The organism is Oceanospirillum maris DSM 6286 (assembly GCF_000422865.1).
Taxonomy (GTDB): domain Bacteria; phylum Pseudomonadota; class Gammaproteobacteria; order Pseudomonadales; family Halomonadaceae; genus Oceanospirillum; species Oceanospirillum maris.
On the sequence record NZ_AUGW01000016.1, the window covers coordinates 61,269 to 80,657 of the forward strand.

Genomic DNA, 19,389 nt, shown 5'->3' on the forward strand with positions numbered 1-19,389 from the left:
CGAGGCTGCCTTTTTTGTACCTTTCAGATAAGTCGCTTATCCGATCAGTTTGCCCATACCCGTGCGTTGCGGAACATACGCATCCAGGCACCGTCTTCACTCCATTCGTCAGGTACCCAAGAGTTGGTTACGGCACGACAAACCCGTTCTGGGTGCGGCATCATAATCGTGACGCGGCCATCCGTAGAGGTGAGACCCGTTACTCCAGCCGGTGAGCCGTTCGGGTTCGCCGGATAGGTTTCAGTCACTTTGCCGTAGTTATCCACGTAGCGCAGGGCCAAATTACCACTATTCAATAGCCCATTAAGGTGGCCTTCATTACGGAATTCTGCATGACCTTCACCATGGGCGACGGCGATTGGCATACGAGATCCCGCCATGCCTTGCAGGAATATCGATGGGCTATCCTGTACTTCAACCATACAGACGCGACCTTCAAACTGCTCAGACTGGTTGCGTACAAAGCGCGGCCAGTGTTCAGCACCGGGAATCAGCTCATGTAGATTGGACAACATCTGACAACCGTTACACACACCCAGAGCGAAGGTATCTTCACGATGGAAGAAATTTTTGAACTGCTCACGGGCAGTAGCATTGAACAAAATGCTCTTCGCCCAACCTTCACCGGCACCCAGAACATCGCCATAGGAGAAACCACCACAGGCGACCAATCCACGGAACTGATCCAGAGTGACACGACCTTCCAGAATATCGCTCATGTGTACATCAACGGCTGCGAAACCGGCGTGATCAAAGGCGGCTGCCATTTCGATCTGACCGTTAACACCTTGTTCCCGAACGATGGCTACTTTCGGGCGATGACCCGATGCGATCAACGGCGCGGCGACATCTTCGTTGACATCGTAAGTCAGCTCCGCGTGCAAACCTGGATTGGTGGAGTCCAGTAGACTGTCGAACTCTTCCTGTGCACAGTCTGCGTTATCACGCATCGCCTGAATGCGGTAACTGGTTTCGCTCCATTTGCGCTGATAATTCACGCGAGCATTTTCCAGAACCGCCTCACCATCATAGGTGAAACGTACCCAGTCTTCGTCGTTCAGCTCGCCGATAACCGCAATGCAGTCACCAAGACCTGCAGCCTGGAATTGGGCTAACACCTCTTCAGAGTCATCACGGGAGATCTGAATCACCGCTCCTAGCTCTTCATTAAACAGGGCTGCTAAGACATCTTGATCAGCACCACTATCGGCCAATAGATCCAGCTTGATACTTAAGCCAATACGACCGGCAAACGACATTTCAGCTAATGTAGCAAACAGGCCGCCATCAGAGCGGTCATGGTATGCCAGCAATTTGTCATCTTGATTCAAACCTTGGATAACCGCGAAGAAGGCTTTCAAATCTTCAGCATCATCTAAGTCAGGTGCTTGATTACCTACTTGATTGAAGACTTGCGCCAACGCTGAACCGCCAAGACGGTTCTGACCACGACCTAGGTCAACCAGGATAATATCGGTATCACCTTTATCCGTGCGCAGTTCTGGCGTCAGTGTCTTACGAGCATTGCTAACAGGTGCAAAGCCGGTAATCACCAGAGACAGCGGAGAAGTTACCGCTTTCTCTTCGCCATTGTCGTCCCAAACGGTACGCATGGACATGGAGTCCTTACCGACCGGGATCGCGATATCCAACTCAGGAGCCAGCTCCATACCCACCGCTTTTACGGTGTCGAATAAGGCTTGGTTTTCACCGTTGTGATTAGCCGCAGACATCCAATTAGCCGATAGTTTGATATCGCCCATCTTGTCAATTCTTGCAGCGGCCAAGTTGGTAATGGTCTCACCTAACGCCATACGACCGGAGGCCGCAGGGTTAATCAACGCCAGCGGTGTACGCTCGCCCATCGCCATCGCTTCACCAGAAATTGAATCCTGCGTGGTGGTGGTTACCGCAACATCGGCAACCGGTACTTGCCAAGGCCCCACCATCTGATCACGGGCAACCATACCGGTAATAGAGCGATCGCCAATGGTAATCAGGAAGTTTTTGCTGGCAACCGTTGGTAACTGAAGTACGCGTTTAGCCGCTTCTTTCAGCTCAATACCATCCAGTTCAAGCTTAGGCAGTTCCAGATTAACACGGTTAAATTCGCGGTACATTTTAGGGGGCTTGCCGAACAATACGCTCATCGGTAGATCAACGGGGTCATTACTGAACACCGTATCTTGAACCGTTAGGTGCATCTCTTCAGTGGCTTCGCCTACGACAGCAAATGGGCAGCGTTCACGGGCACAGATCGCTTCAAAGCGCGCTAAATTCTCAGGAGAAACTGCCATCACATAGCGTTCCTGAGATTCGTTACACCAGATTTCCAGCGGACTCATGCCCGGCTCGTCATTCAGTACTTTACGCAGATCAAACTGACCGCCACGATCGCCATCTTTAACCAGCTCCGGCAGGGCATTAGATAAACCGCCTGCGCCAACATCATGGATAAAGCTAATTGGGTTTCTATCGCCCAACTGCCAGCATTGGTCGATCACTTCTTGGCAGCGACGTTCCATCTCTGGGTTTTCACGCTGTACAGAAGCAAAATCCAGATCTTCAGAGCTGGCACCGGTCGCCATAGAAGACGCCGCGCCGCCGCCTAAACCGATCAACATAGCCGGGCCGCCTAGAACGATCAGCTTAGCACCGACAATAATGTCACCTTTCTCAACATGATCCGCACGGATATTACCCATACCGCCTGCTAGCATAATCGGCTTGTGGTAACCCCACATCTCTGTACCGTTTACACCGACAGCTTCCTGTTCGAAGGTACGGAAGTAACCATTCAGATTCGGGCGACCAAATTCGTTATTGAATGCAGCGCCACCTAATGGGCCTTCAATCATGATATCCAGCGCAGAAACGATACGCGCAGGCTTACCATAATGACCTTCCCAAGGCTGATTGAATTCAGGGATGCTCAGATTAGAAACCGTAAAGCCGGTCAAACCCGCTTTTGGCTTAGAGCCTCGGCCCGTCGCACCTTCATCACGGATCTCACCACCGGAGCCGGTAGCCGCACCAGGGAAAGGCGCAATCGCGGTCGGGTGGTTATGAGTTTCTACCTTCATCAACAAGTGAACCGGCTCTTTGTGTTTGCCGTATTCTTTTGTGTCAGGGTTCGGGAAAAAACGGTTAGCTTCATGACCAACAATAACAGACGCATTGTCTTTATAAGCGGACAAAACGCCTTCAGGGCTTTGCTCAAAGGTATTCTTGATCATGCCGAACAGAGATTTTTCCTGCACTTCACCATCAATGGTCCAATCAGCATTGAAGATTTTATGACGGCAGTGCTCAGAGTTAGCCTGAGCAAACATCATCAGCTCAATATCATTCGGATTGCGACCAAGATCAATGAAACTTTGTACCAAATAGTCGATTTCATCATCCGCAAGGGCAAGGCCCAATGCTTGATTGGCTTCTTCAAGAGCAGAACGACCACAGCCTAAAATGTCTACAGACATTAATGGACGAGGCGCTTCATGGCTAAATAGGCTTGTAGCCTGATCTAAATCACTCAGAACAGCTTGCGTCATACGGTCATGCAAGAGGCCTTTAATCGCAGCTTGATCTGCGTCTGATAAAGCATCCTGCACACTGTCGGTTTGTATAAAGTAAACAATACCGCGCTCAATACGGCTAATCGCACTCAAACCACAGTTATGAGCAATATCGGTGGCTTTAGACGACCAAGGCGAAATTGTTCCCGGACGGGGAACCACCAGAAACAGCGTGCCTGAGGGCTCCTGTACTTCTGATTGAGGGCCGTAACGTAAGATACGATCAAGTACCGTTTGTTGCTCGGCCGTCAGATCTGCGGTCAGCTCTGCAAAATGCATGAACTCGGCGTGTACATTCTGAACCGCTGGTACAGCACTTTTCAGGGCAGCTAGCAGCTTTTGGGTTCGGAAGGCAGATAGGGCGGGCGCTCCACGCAATTTAAGCATGACGAAAAGAAGCCTCTTTAAAAGAAATCGGAAACCGGAACGTGTTCTACTATTTTGAACAGGCAACAACGCTATAATTTAGCTACTCTGTTTAATAAAGCAGAAATGATGAGGGGGCTTATAATACTGCAAACCCTGTGATTAAAGCCAATCTGAAGAACACTTTATTGGCTTTTCATTCAGCAATCTGCCATTTATAGTAAAAAAAATGCGACAATGGCTACTCATGATTTTTTTATATTGTAGGATGGCCGTTGTTTTACCGACAAGAAAAAGCCGCTTAAATCGGCTGGTTTTTAGCGAATTGATTGAGTAGATGCCTGTGTTGAGACAACTATCATTACATATCACAAAGCTTACCTTAGCAGCAGCGGTGCTGTTGACGGTGGTATCTTTGGTGGGCTGTAATCAACCAACACAGCTAGAACAGGTTCAACAAAGCGGCACTCTAAAAATCCTTACTCGTAACACCCCCACCACTTATTATGAAGATGCCGACGGGCCAACAGGCTTTGAGTACGAACTTGCCAGCTTATTTGCCGACCACCTTGGCGTTAAACTGGAAATAGACAGCACTCACGATATTCAGGGCATTTATCAATCCTTAGAAAATGGCGACGCTCAATTAGCGGCGGCAGGTTTAGAGATTAATCTCGACCGTATTGGCGACTTTTACTACAGCCAAAGTTATATGGATGTACAGCCGATTGTGATCTACAACCGCAAAGAGAAAAAACCTAAATCGGTTGAAGATTTAATTGGTAAACAAACAGCGGTCATTGCGGGTACCAATAATGCGCATCTACTGCGGAAGTTACAGCTGACGTATCCTAAATTAAGCTGGAAAGAAACCAGTGATTTAGAAGCCACAGACCTTATTCGTATGGTGCATGACAAAGAACTGGATTTTGCCATCGTCAACTCTAACGAACTCGGTATTAACCAAGCCTATTACTCGCGCGTTAAAGAGGCTTTTGCTCTAGATAGCAAACATAAATTAGCGTGGGTGCTTCCTAATCGTAGCGATAATACGCTCTATAATGCCACCCGTGATTTTTTCGATCAGATAGAAAGCGACGGCACTCTTTCCCAGATTCGTGATCGCTATTACGGCCATAAAGAAGAACTAAACTACGTGGGGGTGCAGCTATTTCTACGCCATATCCGTAATAGGCTCCCCAAGTACGAAAAACATTTCAAAGCGTCCGCCAAAAAATACGATATCGACTGGCGCTTATTGGCTGCGGTGGGCTATCAGGAATCCCACTGGCGACCTTTAGCAACATCTCCTACCGGCGTACGGGGCATTATGATGCTAACCCTTAATACCGCCAGTGATATGCGAGTGACCAATCGATTAGATGCCAAGCAGAGTATCTATGGTGGCGCGCGTTATCTAACTAAATTAATTCGTCGTATGCCGGAACAGATACTAGAACCTGACCGCACATGGATGGCTCTAGCCTCTTACAATGTAGGTTATGGTCATTTAGAAGATGCTCGTAAGATCACCCAGCATATGAAAAAAGATCCCAATAAGTGGATCGATGTACGAGAGCATTTGCCTCTGCTGCAAAAACGTAACTGGTATCGCTATACAAAACATGGCTTTGCTCGCGGCGAAGAACCCGTGCACTATGTCCAGAATATCCGCCAGTACTACGATATTCTTAGCTGGTATGACAGCCGCCTACAGCAGATAGCACAGAACCAACCCTCAGAAGAAACCATCCAAGAGGCCGTCAGCTTCAGTATTGTGCCTCCGGTGCTTTGATATTTAACAGCCCTGCCAGAAACTATTTAGTTATCAGACATTTGGCTGCGACAAAACGCCCCTGAGGCCAATAGCCGCGCGGCATTTTGTCAAATTCAACTCCTTCGTGTTAGTCATTATGATGGCCTTCCTTACACGGAGGAAGAGTGCATGATGAAAAAATTGATGGTATGCGGCACCCTAGCCAGCATCGCAACACTAACCGGTTGTTTAGGCAGTGATGACGACAATGATACCGCTAGCGCAGTGCAAAAAGATGTCGCTATTCAATTCGCAGGTGAAGTAAACGGCCAACCCTTTAGCTGTGCAGATACTTATGCAGGCCTAGGAACCAATAACTCCTCAGCCGTACTAACTGATTTCCGTCTTTATCTAAACAACGTCAACCTTATTGATGCCGAAGGTAATAAGCACCCCGTTACCTTGAAAAACGATGGCGCATGGCAAACAGACGAAGTCGTACTATTAGACTTTGAAACAGGCGATGGCAGCTGTACATCAGGCACCGCAGCAACCAATATGCTCGTAAGCGGTACGGTTGCTGAAGGCGACTATACCGGCATTGAATTCAATGTTGGCGTTCCAGGGCAAACCAACCATCAAGATTCAACCGCTGCGCCTTCTCCGCTTAATATTTCAGGTCTGTTCTGGCGCTGGCAAAGCGGCTACAAACATGCCCGTATCGACCTAAAACTCGACACGCCATACGATTACACCGACAGCTCGGGCGCAGCTAAAACAGGTACCTCTTGGTTCCTTCACTTAGGCAGCACGGACTGCTCCGGTGATCCAACCCTGGGTGAAACCGTAACCTGTGGTAATCCAAACCGTCCAACAATTACCTTAAATGATTTCAATATTGAAGCGAACAAGGTCATTGTGGATTACGGCAAATTGATCGCAACCACAAATCTGTCAACACCGACCCCAGGGCCATTCGGCTGTATGTCTGGTGCAACTGATGCGGACTGTGTCGAAGTCTTTAAAAATTTAGGCATTACAGGTGATCAAACACTATTTGGTAAAGGGTCTCTTTAAATGAGAGAGGCGCTATCAGTCTTGAATACAAAGATGACTGCCTTGAGCGCAAAACTGGCTTCGCCAGCTTTGCGTTCAAGAACCCCTGAACGAGTATGGTCTGTGCTAGCAGCCTTCTCTCTGGCGGTACTACCTGGCTGTGGGGATTCTGACTGGCAACATAAAGAGTTCTCCACGGGCACCAGCGCTTTCGATTTCAGAATACCTGCCAATGTTCCCGCGCCTTTCGTATCGGAAAGCAACCCGATGACCGATGAGAAAGTAGAGCTAGGCCGTCATCTCTTCTTTGATACACGTTTATCCGGTAATCGAACTCAATCCTGTGGTAGCTGCCATTTACAAAAACTGGGCTTTGCCGATGGCATCCCGTTACCAACCGGCTCGACTGGGGAACGACTTGACCGTAACTCCCAAGGCTTGCTCAATGTAGCCTACAACTCCACCTTCACGTGGGGCAATCATTCTCTAACTAGCCTAGTTGACCAACACTCTGTACCTCTATTTGCAGAGTTCCCCGTTGAACTCGGTGTTAACGACAGCAACAAAGAAGAGATACTGCTGCGCCTGTCTCAAGATACAACCTACCAACAACTCTTTACCGCAGCGTATCCAGATAGCAATTCGGGTGATAACCCAGAAATTAATTTCCAGCAAATCAGCCAATCACTCGCGTCTTTTATTCGCTCAATGGTCTCCTTCAATACGCCCTATGATCATTATGAACAAGGAGATAGCCAAGCGTTAACCGAGTCTCAGAAACGCGGTATGGATCTGTTCTTCAGCGAACGAACTGAGTGCTTCCATTGCCATGGCGGATTTAACTTTTCTCAGTCCACACGCCATAGCAAAACGGTCTTTTTTGAAGCACCCTTTTTTAATAACGGCCTTTACAACCTTGACGGTGTAGGTAGCTACCCTGTCGGCAATCAAGGTCTGTTTGAGCTAACAGGCAGAGAAGAAGACAAGGGAAAATTCCGACCTGTATCCCTGCGTAATATCGAAGTAACCGCACCCTATATGCACGACGGATCTATAGGCACGCTAGAAGAAGTAATTGAGCATTACGCCGCCGGTGGCCGAGCGCCAACAACGATCAATGGCCAAGCCACAGGAGATGGCCGTCAGAACCCCAATAAAAGTGGCTTTGTGGGTGGCTTTGAGCTAACAACGCAAGAGAAGCAAGATCTAGTAAATTTCCTAAAATCCCTGACTGATGACAGTTTCAACAAGGATGAACGTTTTGCAAATCCGCACTCCTAAAACAGAGAATCAAACGCCTCTACAGGCTAAATGGGCTATCACATCAGCGTTAACATACCTGTTGATGGCTCAGTCTTCGAGCGTGTTGGCCCACGGTTCAAAAATGGATGTCCCTGATACAGGAATTCGCGTCAGCCTTGAGGTAGAGCAACACCTTTTATCGGGCGTATCGGAGCAAAACTATCAACTTTCAACACCTATTCTACAACTTGCAGAATCCCCCGAAGAGGGTATAGGCGCTGCGGAGATGACCCTAGCGTTAACCACAGAATTGTCTAATCAGTGGCTTGCCTATGGTGCTATCAGCAATCATAGCCACGGCGGTGAATCCTCATTGGATATTGATCAAGGCTTTATTCAAGGCACGGCTCAAGGCACGTCATTAGAGGGAATAACGCTACGCATAGGCCGGTTTTACTCATCCGCAGGACTCTACAATGACCAAGGGCACGCAGGATTGCTCTTTCCTACCGCTCCGCTTATCTATCAAGACTTGATGGGAGGCGAACTAAAAGATGACGGTCTGAGTATCGGTTACAATATTAGCCCGAAAACCAAGATTGTTTTAGAAACCTTTGCCGGTGACAACAGTCTTTCAGGCCAACAGGCAGGCAATAAATTTAGCCAAACGCACACCCTACACCTAGACCAAAGTGCTGATTTAGGCGCTTGGGGACACTTAGATACCAAAATCGGCTACTTAACCAGTAAACAAAACTATCAAAGTGAAGATTCAGGCCATAGCCATAGCAACGATAGCGAACTTGTCTATCAACTATCCGGGGATATTGAGCAGTGGATGCTATCGATGTTATGGCAAAAAGAGCGCTGGCAGATCAGCGGGGAATATATCGCCCAGGATCAAGATACAGATGCCCAGACCAGTAGTCAGATTCTGCAGATTAAAGATAAAAGCTCTGGTTTTTATGGTTTAGTGGCTTACCAAGTTTCTCCAAAATGGATACTGGCCACCCGCTATGATCGATTAACAACCGACATTGATACCTACGGCCATCAGGAGTTGATCTCCAGCTTTGGCCTGCCCATATCAAAAACCCCTGAAAACCTGACATTACTGGTTAACTGGCAACCGGCTGATAATCAGCAATGGTCATTACACCTGAGCCAAGCGAAAGATCTATGGCAAGGCTCTTCATCAAATAACGTGTACGGCGGCATCAGTTATCAGCTCAGCTTTGGTGGTGAGACTCTTTAGCATCCAAGCCGGTCAAGCTCGATCGGCTTGTCTTTTTTCGGCGTTCGGAAAAGAACTGCTTCATAATTTGCTTGCTTTTACCGGCCAATAAACCACCTGTCACCGTTACCTTATGGTTATACCAAGGCTGAGCAAACAAATTGCAGATACTCTCATTAACACCGGTTCTTGGTTCTGCAACACCATAGTAAACATCCCGTATCCGGCTGTGGATAATCGCACCCGCACACATAGTGCAAGGTTCTAACGTAACGTAAAGATCACAATCAGTAAGCCGATAATTGTTGAGCTGCTTGGCGGCATCCCGTAGCGCCATAATCTCCGCATGGGCGGTTGGATCACAACCTGATACCGGTTGATTCCAGCCTTGCCCCACAATCTCTCCATTAAAGACCACCACCGCTCCAACCGGAACCTCACCTTCACTGGCCGCTTTTTGCGCCAGCTCCAACGCCCTGTGCATAAAAAATTCCGGTTTACGGTTCATTATTAAGATCCTGTGATCAATCACTAAAACGAGAGGTAACAGTTCTGCATCAAAAGCAGGGGGTTTTTCACAAACCGCTTATGATAATCTGTTCCACTTATTTCGCCACCTTTCGCCACTACCATCACTACCGCCATCACATGAAGTGCTGGCATCCGGATCAATCAACGCCGGATTTTTCTGCCGGAGATGCTAAAAAAATGCCTATAACCACTCTAATCCCACTGAAAAAAATCCACGGTGCTGCGGCAATAGGACTAACAAGCCTATTCATATCCAGCTCACTCTTTGCGGCACCAGTTCGCTTTCTCGTCGGCTACCCTACGGAAGCCAACGCACCCTATTATTTAGATTCGGGCACCGAAGTCCCTAAGCATAACCCCGGTTACTCGGTTGAAATTATGCAGGAAGTTGGTAAGCGCATTAAAGAAGTACGCTTTAAGCTTGTACGCTGTGAGTTCAATCAATGCCTTGAACAAATCAAATCCGGCAAGTTGGATGGTCTGTTTAATGTGCCCTATCGTGAGCACTGGCTTTTTACGGGCAAATATCCGTTCACCAAAGCCAAGGTTGATCCGCGACAAAAACTTTATGGAGAGGAATACGCCCTTTATCGCATTAAGGACAGCCGAGTATCGACCGATGGCGACCGCATCTATGGCTTAAAAGGTGAAGGTGTCGCTGTAAAAAATAACAGTCCTATAATCCCCATGCTAAAAGAGAACAACTATTCTGTTCTAAGCTTCCCAACAACAACCGAAGCTCTGCAAGCGATGTTACGCCGCGAAACACCAGCAACCGTTCTAGTCATTGACCATGTTGAAGCTCTAGCCCGAATGCACCCTGAGTTAACCGATCTGATCAGTCGCGCTCAGTACAGCCTTTATGAAGAAGATTATTACCTTATGTTAAGCCGACAGTTCTACGCCAAAAAACCTTGGTTGGCAGAGAAAATTTGGACAGAACAAACCAAAGTGCAGCAAGAACTAGGTGAAAAACTAGCGAATGAATATATTCGATAATCAGCAACGAGGCTATCGACTCACTTGATAAACAGCCCTTCTGGTCTAGAGTTAGCTAAAGCGAACCCAGCTCATGTTTATCAAAACAAGAAGGAAAAACCCGATGAGTGATCAGGCAAAGAATCTAGAGAAACCCGCGACATCTTCTCAGAAACCGAGTCAGCTCTGGGCGGGAATTATTCAGCACGCAACGGAGTTGCGTCACCAATTGCACCGACAACCAGAGCTAACCTGGCAAGAGGTCAATACCGCTAATACTATCCGCCAGCAACTGGATAAACTACAGATCTCTTGGCGAGAATGTGCTCAGCTTGGCACCCTGGCAACCTTGGCTCCCCATGCAGATGGCCGCCATATTGCTCTACGGGGCGATATTGATGGACTGCCAATCCATGAAGAAGCCGATGTGGAATACACCTCCGAGACGGCAGGCTGTATGCATGCTTGCGGCCATGATGGCCATACGGCGGCACTATGGGCCACTGCCGCATGGCTAAAAGCCCATGAAGCAGAACTGCCTGGGCCTGTTACTTTTATCTTTCAACCGGCAGAAGAAGGCGGCCACGGAGCCAAGGCGATGATAGAAGCGGGAGCGCTTGACGGTGTTGATTGCATCTACGGTTGGCATAACTGGCCTGCAATCCCCTATGGACAAGCGGTTTGCCCCGACGGCACAGTGATGGCGGGTAATGGTACGTTTCTTATCACGGTGAAAGGGCAAGGCGGGCACGCCAGTCAACCAGAACTGTGCCGAGACCCATTATTAGCTGGGGCAGCCATGGTGATCAATCTACAGCAGATTATCAGCCGAAGAGTTGCACCTCAAGATGCCGCCGTGGTGAGCATCTGCTCTTTTAAGGCAGAAAGTGCCGCGACGGTTATTCCTGAAACCGCACAAATCGAGGGTAGCATTCGCCTTTCAACCCCAGATCTGCGTCAGCCAATTAATCAGCTTATCGAGCAAATCTGTCAAGACACCGCCCGCACCTATGGTGTCGAGGTTGATGTGGATATTCGGCCACGCTATGAGGCCACTATTAACCACCCGACACCCGCTGCGGATTTCCGCCTTGCTCTTAGGAAGCAGCTTGGAAAGAATTGGCAAAGCCCTACAGCTTTACCCATCATGGCTTCAGAGGATTTCAGTTATTACCTACAGCAGATCCCTGGCGCATTTGCCCTTATCGGCATGGCAGAAGAGGGTCGATTTACAGCGCCTTGTCATAGTCCTCACTACCAATTTAATGATCGGTTGCTAGCACAAGTCGTTGCTGTTTTTTCAACGTTAACCGATATACCTCCTCCGCCAATTTCTAACTAAAAATTGATTCTTAAGTAAAAGAAATCCGAGAGCTAGGTCAATATTTCGTTTATTAAAAAAAGAAAAAAGGAAAATATTGTCACCAACAGCTTGCAGGATCATCTTATCTCTCCTACGTTGAAAACAGGCCAGTTTTTCAGTTTGGTCCCTAGACCAAACAAAGTTGGCTATTCGTTCATTCTTTAAGCTAAGTCTTTAGCAAACAATTTAAGCAAAGCATTGAGCCAGCATAAAGAGCCAGAGCATTCTTGGTTACTGGGCTAGCTACATTTAAATACAGTACTGTCGCAAGGGCAGTATTGGTACTGATGTGGAAAAACCTGTGTGAGAAATGAGCACCACGGTTGAAGCGCATCAGCTTTGGAGGGGTTATGGAATTATTTGAGCAATGGGAATCTGAAATCCGAGGCTATTCTCGGGCCTATCCAACCGTATTTGCATCCGCATCTAATGCGCGACAAGTCGATGAACAGGGTAAAAGTTATATCGACTTTTTTGCCGGTGCCGGTGTCCTCAACTTCGGTCACAACAATCCTCAAATGAAGCAGGCGCTAATCGACTTTATACAAGCCGACGGTATTGCTCACAGCCTTGATATGAGTACCACGGTAAAGCGTGAATTTATTCGTGCTTTCGCCGATACCATTCTAAAACCCCGTAATATGAACTACAAAATGCAGTTCATGGGCCCCACGGGAACCAATGCGGTAGAAGCTGCCTTAAAACTCGCAAGACGTGTCACCGGTCGCCACAATGTTATTGCCTTTAGCCAAGGTTTCCACGGTATGACATTGGGCGCACTCGCCTGTACCGCCAATCAGTACTTTCGCAAAGCCGCTGGCGTTCCACTCAACCATGTGAGCCACGCACCCTTTGAAACCAATCAAGAGGATGGCATTAATAGCATCAAAGCCTTACGTCGATCCTTTGAAAATAGCTCCAGTGGTTACGAGCCACCCGCAGCCTTTATCGTAGAAACGATTCAGGCTGAAGGCGGTGTAAACATTGCCAGCGAGGCTTGGTTGTTAGAACTACAACAACTGGCTAAAGACTTAGATGCACTACTGATTATTGATGAGATCCAGGTTGGCTGCGGTCGAACCGGTAGCTACTTTAGCTTCGACAAAATGAAGCTTGACCCCGATATTATCTGTTTAGCCAAGGGTATTGGCGGCTTTGGCACGCCATTGGCGATGAATCTGGTAAAACCAGAACATGACGCTCACTGGCAGCCCGGTGAACATACCGGTACCTTCCGTGGACAAGGTTTCTCTTTTGTCGCTGGTCGTGAAGCCCTGCGTTATTTTGAAGATGATGTGCTAATGGCACGAACATTAGATCGCGGAGCCATGATAGAAGACCATCTAATGGCTCTTGCGGCGCAGTATCCAAAGTTTAGCGCCCGTGGAAAAGGCATGATTCAAGCGCTGGATACCAAAGATGGCGCCGCCGCTAAAGCGATCGCCCGAGAATGTTTTGATAATGGCTTACTCGTTGGCCCATGCGGTGTTGAGGGCCAAGTCATTAAGCTACTGCCACCGCTGACCATCTCCTGTGATGATCTAAAGCAGGGTCTGCAAATTCTGGAGAGTGCGGTTAAAACCGTCATGGAGGCTCATCAATGAAGCAACGTGATGATATGACCTTTCCATTTGCAGAATATGAGCGCCGCCTAAACGAATTACGCCAACGTATGCAGAAACGGCTGCTGGATGCCGTCATTATCACCGACCCTGAAAACCTGATGTACCTAACCGATTACCAAACAACGGGGTACTCCTACTTTCAAGCTTTGATCGTCCCGTTGGACGACGAGCCTTTTATGATCACCCGAAAGATGGAAGAGTCCAATGTGCATGCCCGCACTTGGGTTGAAAAAACACGCCCCTATCCCGATACCGGCGATGCTATTCAGATGCTAATCGAGTCCCTACGGGAGTTTGGGCTTTCCAATAAAGTACTAGGTTACGAGCGCAACAGTTACTTTTTTCCTGCCTATCATCAGGATTACCTGCACACCGCCTTTACCGATGGCCGCTTGATGGACTGCTTCGGTATTGTTGAAGAAGGCCGTGCCTGTAAATCTGAAGTTGAACTTGAGATTATGCGTATTGCCGCCAAAGCAACCATTGCCGGTATGCAGGCAGGCTTTGAGGCAGTTCATCCTGGAGTCACTGAAAATGAGATTGGAGCGGCGATCAGCGAAGCCATGTTCCGAGCCGGCGGCGAACCCCCAGCGGTCATGCCCTATGTGACCTCTGGCCCTCGCTCTATGATCGGCCATGCTACGTGGGAAGGTCGTAAAGTACAGGCTGGCGAACACGTCTTCTTAGAAGTGGGCGGCTGCTACCGTCGCTACCACACTGCGATGATGCGCACCGTGGTTTGCGGTGAGCTAAGCGACTCTATGTATAAAGCTCAAGAGATCATGAAAAATGCACTATGCCAAGTTCGGGCCGAACTGCGCCCTGGCATGACCGTTTCTGATGCCGATAATTTAGTCCGTACCATTATTACTGAAAATGATATTGGTGCCCGTCTCATTACTCGCTCGGGCTACTCTATTGGTATCGCTTTTCCACCCAGCTGGGATGAAGGTTATATCATCAGTTTAAAGCAGGGTGACAGCACTATCTTAGAACCTGGCATGACGTTTCATATCATCCCTTGGATGTGGGGCGTTGATGGTGACAAAACCTGCGGCACCTCAGATACCATCTATATTACTGACACGGGCTGCGCCTCATTTTTTGACGGTATGGATGAAGATTTTATCGTCAAACCGAATACTGAAATTAAAGATATAGACCTCGCCTTTCCAACAGAAAATGCCCAACAAACCGTACAGGCTTTAAAGAAAGTAAAGCAGGAAAAAACGAGTCCCACCAAAAAGGAAAAAAAAGCAGATAAATCCCTAAGAATTAAACACGCTGCAAAAGAAACCAAAGCCAGCAAAAAAGCATAAGGAGTCTGATATGTTTACCGTGACCAACCCAAGCACTGGGAAAACGCTGTATCAGAAACCCTCGCTGGCAAGCGTTGAAATGGAACAGCATATTGAAGCGTCTTACCAAGCATGGCTGAAATGGCGTACCTCTAGCTTTTCTCAACGGGCTGACGTACTGATTCAAGTTGCTCGTCTTATGCGTGAAAACGTCAAGATGCTTGCAGCACCCATGACGGAAGAGATGGGCAAACCCATCAAAGAAGCCCGAGCTGAAGTCATAAAAGCCGCTTGGTGTGCAGAGCATTATGCCGAACATGCCGAAGCGTATCTTACGACACAAACACTCTCATCCGATGCAGCCCACAGCTATGTACAACATATGCCTTTGGGGCCGGTACTGGGTGTTCTACCTTGGAATGCACCTTTTTGGTTAGCTTTTCGCTTCTGTGCCCCCGCGCTAATGGCGGGTAACACCTGCCTGATGAAACATGACCCCCATGTACCAGGCTGTGCTGAAGCTATCACGAGTTTATTTCAGCAAGCGGGTATCCCTGAACATATTATGCAGAACCTGCCACTGCAAACACCAGATGTCGAAGCTGCTATTCGTCATCCTAGGGTACGGGCCGTGTCCTTTACAGGCTCAGGTAAAGCGGGTGCTATTGTCGCTTCCATTGCGGCGTCAGAAATTAAGCCCTCGGTTTTGGAACTAGGAGGATCAGACCCCGCTATTGTGCTAGCCGATGCCGATCAAGAGTCCGCGGCGGATGCAATTGCTCTGTCTAGAATGATCAATGCAGGCCAATCATGCATTGCCGCCAAACGCATTATTGTCGAAGCCTCTATCTACGACAGCTTTATTGAAAAGCTGAAGCTGCGCTTGGAAAAACTACAGATGGGTGATCCAAAAGAAGAAGCCACCGATATTGGCCCTATCGCTCGCCAAGACCTGCGGGATAATCTGGATCAGCAGGTGCAGCAAACCATCGCATCAGGTGCTCGATGCCTCTTAGGTGGAAAAATACCGGAGCGGGACGGCTTCTTTTACCCCCCGACGCTATTGGTTGATGCCCGCAATGAAATGCGAGCCTGCCAGGAAGAAACCTTTGGCCCTATTGCCGTCGTTATAAAAGCCGAGAATGCGGATCAAGCCCTCGCGATTGCTAATGATACGGAATATGGCCTTGCAGCCTCAATTTGGACAGAAACAAAACGCGGTGAAATGCTCGCCCCGAACATTATGGCAGGACAGGTCGTTGTGAACGGCATTGTCAAAACCGACCCCCGCTTACCCAGCGGTGGTATAAAGAGTTCTGGCTTTGGTCGTGAACTTGGTCCTCACGGTATTATGGCCTTTGTCAATGTTCAGCAAGTGTGGGTCGGGCCTAAAACAGACTAGAACAGACTAAAAAACTAGCCCCTTTAATCCCCGATGGAGCATCTATCGGGGTATTTTCACTCCTATTCCCCAAGAATTTCATTCTGAATAGCCAAAACACCCTCAATATAAAAGAAGAATCTAAGATAAAAGCATTATCCGATAGCCCTTACAGAGCACTTCCTGTAAGCTGCACCCCCCGCCTAAAGCGGCCTCTAATGCTGCCTTGCATTTTTATAAATTAAGAGATCACCTGTTATGAGCTTTGCCTCCTTGGGCTTATCGGCCCCTATTCTTGCTGCTGTTAGTGAGCAAGGTTACGAAACACCTTCACCGATTCAAGCTCAAGCTATTCCAGCCGTGATTGCAGGCAAAGATGTTATGGCTGCCGCTCAAACTGGCACGGGGAAAACAGCAGGTTTTACCCTACCTCTGTTAGAGATATTGAGTAGGGGGCAACCCACAAAAAGTAATCAGGTTCGAGCTCTGATTCTTACCCCAACCCGAGAGCTAGCGGCACAGGTTGCAGAAAGCGTTCAAACCTATAGCAAAAATTTACCGCTTCGCTCTACCGTGGTTTTTGGTGGCGTAAAGATCAACCCTCAGATGATGAAGCTACGTCAAGGTGCCGACATTTTAGTCGCAACACCAGGGCGATTACTCGATCTATACCAGCAAGGTGCGGTGCGTTTTAACCACCTTGAAATACTGGTGCTGGATGAAGCTGACCGTATGCTTGATATGGGCTTTATTCATGATATTCGTAAAATACTGGCCGTTCTTCCGGCAAAGCGTCAAAACTTGATGTTTTCTGCTACCTTCTCCAATGAGATACGTACCTTGGCAAAAGGTATCGTGCATCAGCCAGTAGAAGTTTCAGTAACACCGGCTAACTCTACAGCTCCAACGGTGACACAGTGGATCAGCCCTGTTGATAAAGGCCGTAAATCGGCACTGCTATCGCATCTGATCAAAAGTGAAAACTGGAATCAGGTTTTGGTATTCACTCGAACGAAACACGGTGCCAACAAGCTAACAAAAGTACTAGAAAAAGCAGGTATCACAGCTGCCGCTATCCACGGCAATAAAAGCCAAGGCGCGCGTACTAAAGCATTAGCTGAATTCAAAAATGGCAAAGTGAGCACCCTAGTCGCAACCGATATTGCTGCTCGTGGTTTGGATATTGACCAACTACCTCAAGTGGTTAACTTTGAGCTGCCTAACGTACCAGAGGATTACGTACACCGTATCGGGCGTACTGGACGTGCAGGAGCAACAGGGCAAGCTGTATCGTTAGTTAGTGCCGATGAGTTTAAGCAACTGATCGATATTGAGCGAGTTATTCAGCAAAATCTTGAGCGCAAAGTAGTCTCAGGCTTTGAACCTGTTAACGATCTAGGTAGCTCTCGGGCACCCTTACCGCCGAAGCATAAAAAGCCAAGGCAAGCCCGTTCTAACGGAGAGCATAAAGATGGTCAGCGCTCGGGTGAAAATGCCCGTGGCCACAAGCCTACCGGAAAAAATCGTCGCCATACCGGCCAGTCAACAGGCGAAGGTCGTAGTGACAGTAACCGCGGAGATAGTAACCGTGGAGATAGTAACCGTAGCCGCAACGATAGCGCTAAACCTGCTAATCGCAGCAAACTAGGTGTGAATAAGTCAGGTTCAGGTAGCGAAAGCAAACCAAAACGCTCATTTTCAGCGAACAAACTTGCCTCTCCTAGCAAGCCGACCTCTCCTTGGGGTAATCGCTAAGTATTATACCGACATACAAATGCCCGCTCAGTATTGCTAAGCGGGCATTATTTTCAGTAACGTCTTATTCAAGGCTAGCTTAATTCCAAGTCAGTGATTCTTGTCTGTCGACAGAATCTATCACGGCAACAGGACCTAGTGCTGTAGTAGCTCCTGTACTAAATCCATGACGGACTGCTGTTCTTGCTCGTTGAGTACGCCATCTTTCACCCAGCGCACCCTATTATCGCCATCAACCACAATAATCGCAGAACTACCTTCATCTAAATCCCAAGCACTACGTGCAACCCCATCCTTATCAAGCACCATCATTGACCAAGGAAACTCCTCTTTACTACTTTCTAGCTTGCCCTTAACAATGCCTCCAGTCCCCCAGATAGCATCATCAGTATTCACAACTGTCACCGTTTGATAGTGCGCCGGCGGTAAATTAGCGGCCTTAATACGTTCAATTAGAGGTGCATTCAATGCCTTAGCAGAACTACGACCTGCAATATGTTGAATCACATAAACCTTACCTGTTAGCTGCTGACTGCTCCAAGGGCTGTAGCCTATGCTATCGCCAGATAAGACCAGCTCTCCACTACTTTGAACACTCACCGCAGGTAAAGCAGCCCCCGTTACAACCGAAGCTGCAGCTTGAAAAGAAAGGCTAGCGAATAGAGTAAACAAACCTACCTGAACAAAATACATCCATTGAGTAACCTGTTTATTTAACTTAAGCCTGCGTTGATGAATCTGCGCTATATCGAACTTTGGATTTATGCGTGCCATAAATCTCTCCTGATTTTTATTTTTGGAAGGAATAGGCAGAGTAAACGAAATTGCACCAAATTCAAACAGTCGTTTGTTTTATTTTATTATTAAAAAAAGAGTCAAAAAAAATGCAAAAAAAAGCCAGTCTCGAAAGACTGGCTTTTTTCAGAAATTATTGGCTAGGATTAGATAGCAACAATATTCTCAGCTTGAGGGCCTTTAGCGCCATCAGTTACTGTAAATTCAACTTGCTGACCTTCAGTCAGAGTTTTGAATCCAGAGCTAGCAATTGCACTGAAGTGAGCAAACACGTCAGGACCAGATTGTTGCTCAATGAAACCAAAACCTTTAGCTTCGTTAAACCATTTTACAGTACCACGGATAGTATTAGACATAATAAATTACCTGAATTTATAAAAGTAAAAGTGCCTGTTAAGGCGATTTTTGCAGAAGAATAGACTTGAACTTAGAAA

General features: G+C 47.8%; 14 protein-coding genes. 10 read left to right on the top strand and 4 right to left on the bottom strand.

The window, feature by feature from the left end:
* Nucleotides 1-44 precede the first annotated feature (44 nt).
* A complete protein-coding gene (gene purL, locus G517_RS0107875; RefSeq protein ID WP_028303956.1) occupies nt 45-3,962 on the bottom strand; it encodes a phosphoribosylformylglycinamidine synthase in 3,918 nt (1,305 codons plus the stop codon).
* Nucleotides 3,963-4,284: 322 nt separating this feature from the next.
* Here purL and mltF point away from each other — a divergent pair, with 322 nt between their 5' ends.
* The 4 genes from mltF to G517_RS0107895 all read left to right on the top strand — a co-directional run bounded on the left by mltF (nt 4,285) and on the right by G517_RS0107895 (nt 9,250).
* Entirely contained in the window at nt 4,285-5,736 is a 1,452-nt protein-coding gene (gene mltF, locus G517_RS18285; RefSeq protein ID WP_157833171.1) for a membrane-bound lytic murein transglycosylase MltF, read from the top strand.
* 150 nt (nt 5,737-5,886) lie between these two features.
* Entirely contained in the window at nt 5,887-6,774 is an 888-nt protein-coding gene (locus G517_RS18290) for an MbnP family copper-binding protein (protein WP_051206215.1), read from the top strand.
* Nucleotides 6,775-6,816: 42 nt separating this feature from the next.
* A complete protein-coding gene (locus G517_RS0107890) occupies nt 6,817-8,034 on the top strand; it encodes a methanobactin export MATE transporter MbnM (protein ID WP_245543220.1) in 1,218 nt (405 codons plus the stop codon).
* Nucleotides 8,015-9,250 (top strand): TonB-dependent receptor, encoded by a 1,236-nt coding sequence (locus G517_RS0107895; RefSeq protein WP_028303958.1) that lies wholly within the window; start codon nt 8,015-8,017, stop codon nt 9,248-9,250. The genes G517_RS0107890 and G517_RS0107895 overlap by 20 nt, the downstream gene beginning before the upstream one ends.
* Here G517_RS0107895 and tadA read toward each other — a convergent pair.
* On the bottom strand, nt 9,225-9,737 hold the full coding sequence (gene tadA, locus G517_RS18295; RefSeq protein WP_051206216.1) for a tRNA adenosine(34) deaminase TadA: 513 nt from the start codon (nt 9,735-9,737) through the stop codon (nt 9,225-9,227). The two genes, G517_RS0107895 and tadA, sit on opposite strands and share 26 nt — an antisense overlap.
* Nucleotides 9,738-9,937: 200 nt before the next feature.
* On the opposite strand from tadA, the gene G517_RS0107905 reads away from it, so the two are divergent.
* From G517_RS0107905 to G517_RS18305, 6 genes are all read left to right on the top strand, one after another.
* On the top strand, nt 9,938-10,759 hold the full coding sequence (locus G517_RS0107905) for a substrate-binding periplasmic protein (protein ID WP_028303959.1): 822 nt from the start codon (nt 9,938-9,940) through the stop codon (nt 10,757-10,759).
* A gap of 103 nt (nt 10,760-10,862) precedes the next feature.
* Complete coding sequence (doeB2, locus tag G517_RS0107910; RefSeq protein ID WP_084632127.1) at nt 10,863-12,080, top strand: N(2)-acetyl-L-2,4-diaminobutanoate deacetylase DoeB2; 1,218 nt, start codon at nt 10,863-10,865, stop codon at nt 12,078-12,080.
* Between the two features lie 371 nt (nt 12,081-12,451).
* Nucleotides 12,452-13,705 carry an aspartate aminotransferase family protein gene (locus G517_RS0107915; protein ID WP_028303961.1) on the top strand — a complete coding sequence of 418 codons (1,254 nt, stop codon included), beginning with the start codon at nt 12,452-12,454 and terminating at the stop codon, nt 13,703-13,705.
* Entirely contained in the window at nt 13,702-15,045 is a 1,344-nt protein-coding gene (doeA, locus tag G517_RS18300; RefSeq protein ID WP_051206217.1) for an ectoine hydrolase, read from the top strand. Before G517_RS0107915 ends, doeA begins: the two co-directional genes overlap by 4 nt.
* Before the next feature lie 10 nt (nt 15,046-15,055).
* Nucleotides 15,056-16,426: an NAD-dependent succinate-semialdehyde dehydrogenase gene (locus G517_RS0107925; protein ID WP_028303962.1), complete on the top strand. Its 1,371-nt coding sequence runs from the start codon at nt 15,056-15,058 to the stop codon at nt 16,424-16,426.
* 237 nt (nt 16,427-16,663) lie between these two features.
* Nucleotides 16,664-18,160 carry a DEAD/DEAH box helicase gene (locus G517_RS18305; protein ID WP_084632128.1) on the top strand — a complete coding sequence of 499 codons (1,497 nt, stop codon included), beginning with the start codon at nt 16,664-16,666 and terminating at the stop codon, nt 18,158-18,160.
* Nucleotides 18,161-18,295: 135 nt separating this feature from the next.
* Here the strand turns inward: G517_RS18305 and G517_RS0107935 are convergent, their stop codons facing one another.
* Both G517_RS0107935 and G517_RS0107940 read right to left on the bottom strand, forming a co-directional pair.
* Nucleotides 18,296-18,934, bottom strand: a complete 639-nt coding sequence (locus tag G517_RS0107935) for a YtfJ family protein (protein ID WP_211224269.1) — start codon at nt 18,932-18,934, stop codon at nt 18,296-18,298.
* A 167-nt stretch (nt 18,935-19,101) separates the two neighbouring features.
* Complete coding sequence (locus tag G517_RS0107940; RefSeq protein ID WP_028303964.1) at nt 19,102-19,311, bottom strand: cold-shock protein; 210 nt, start codon at nt 19,309-19,311, stop codon at nt 19,102-19,104.
* Nucleotides 19,312-19,389 lie beyond the last annotated feature (78 nt).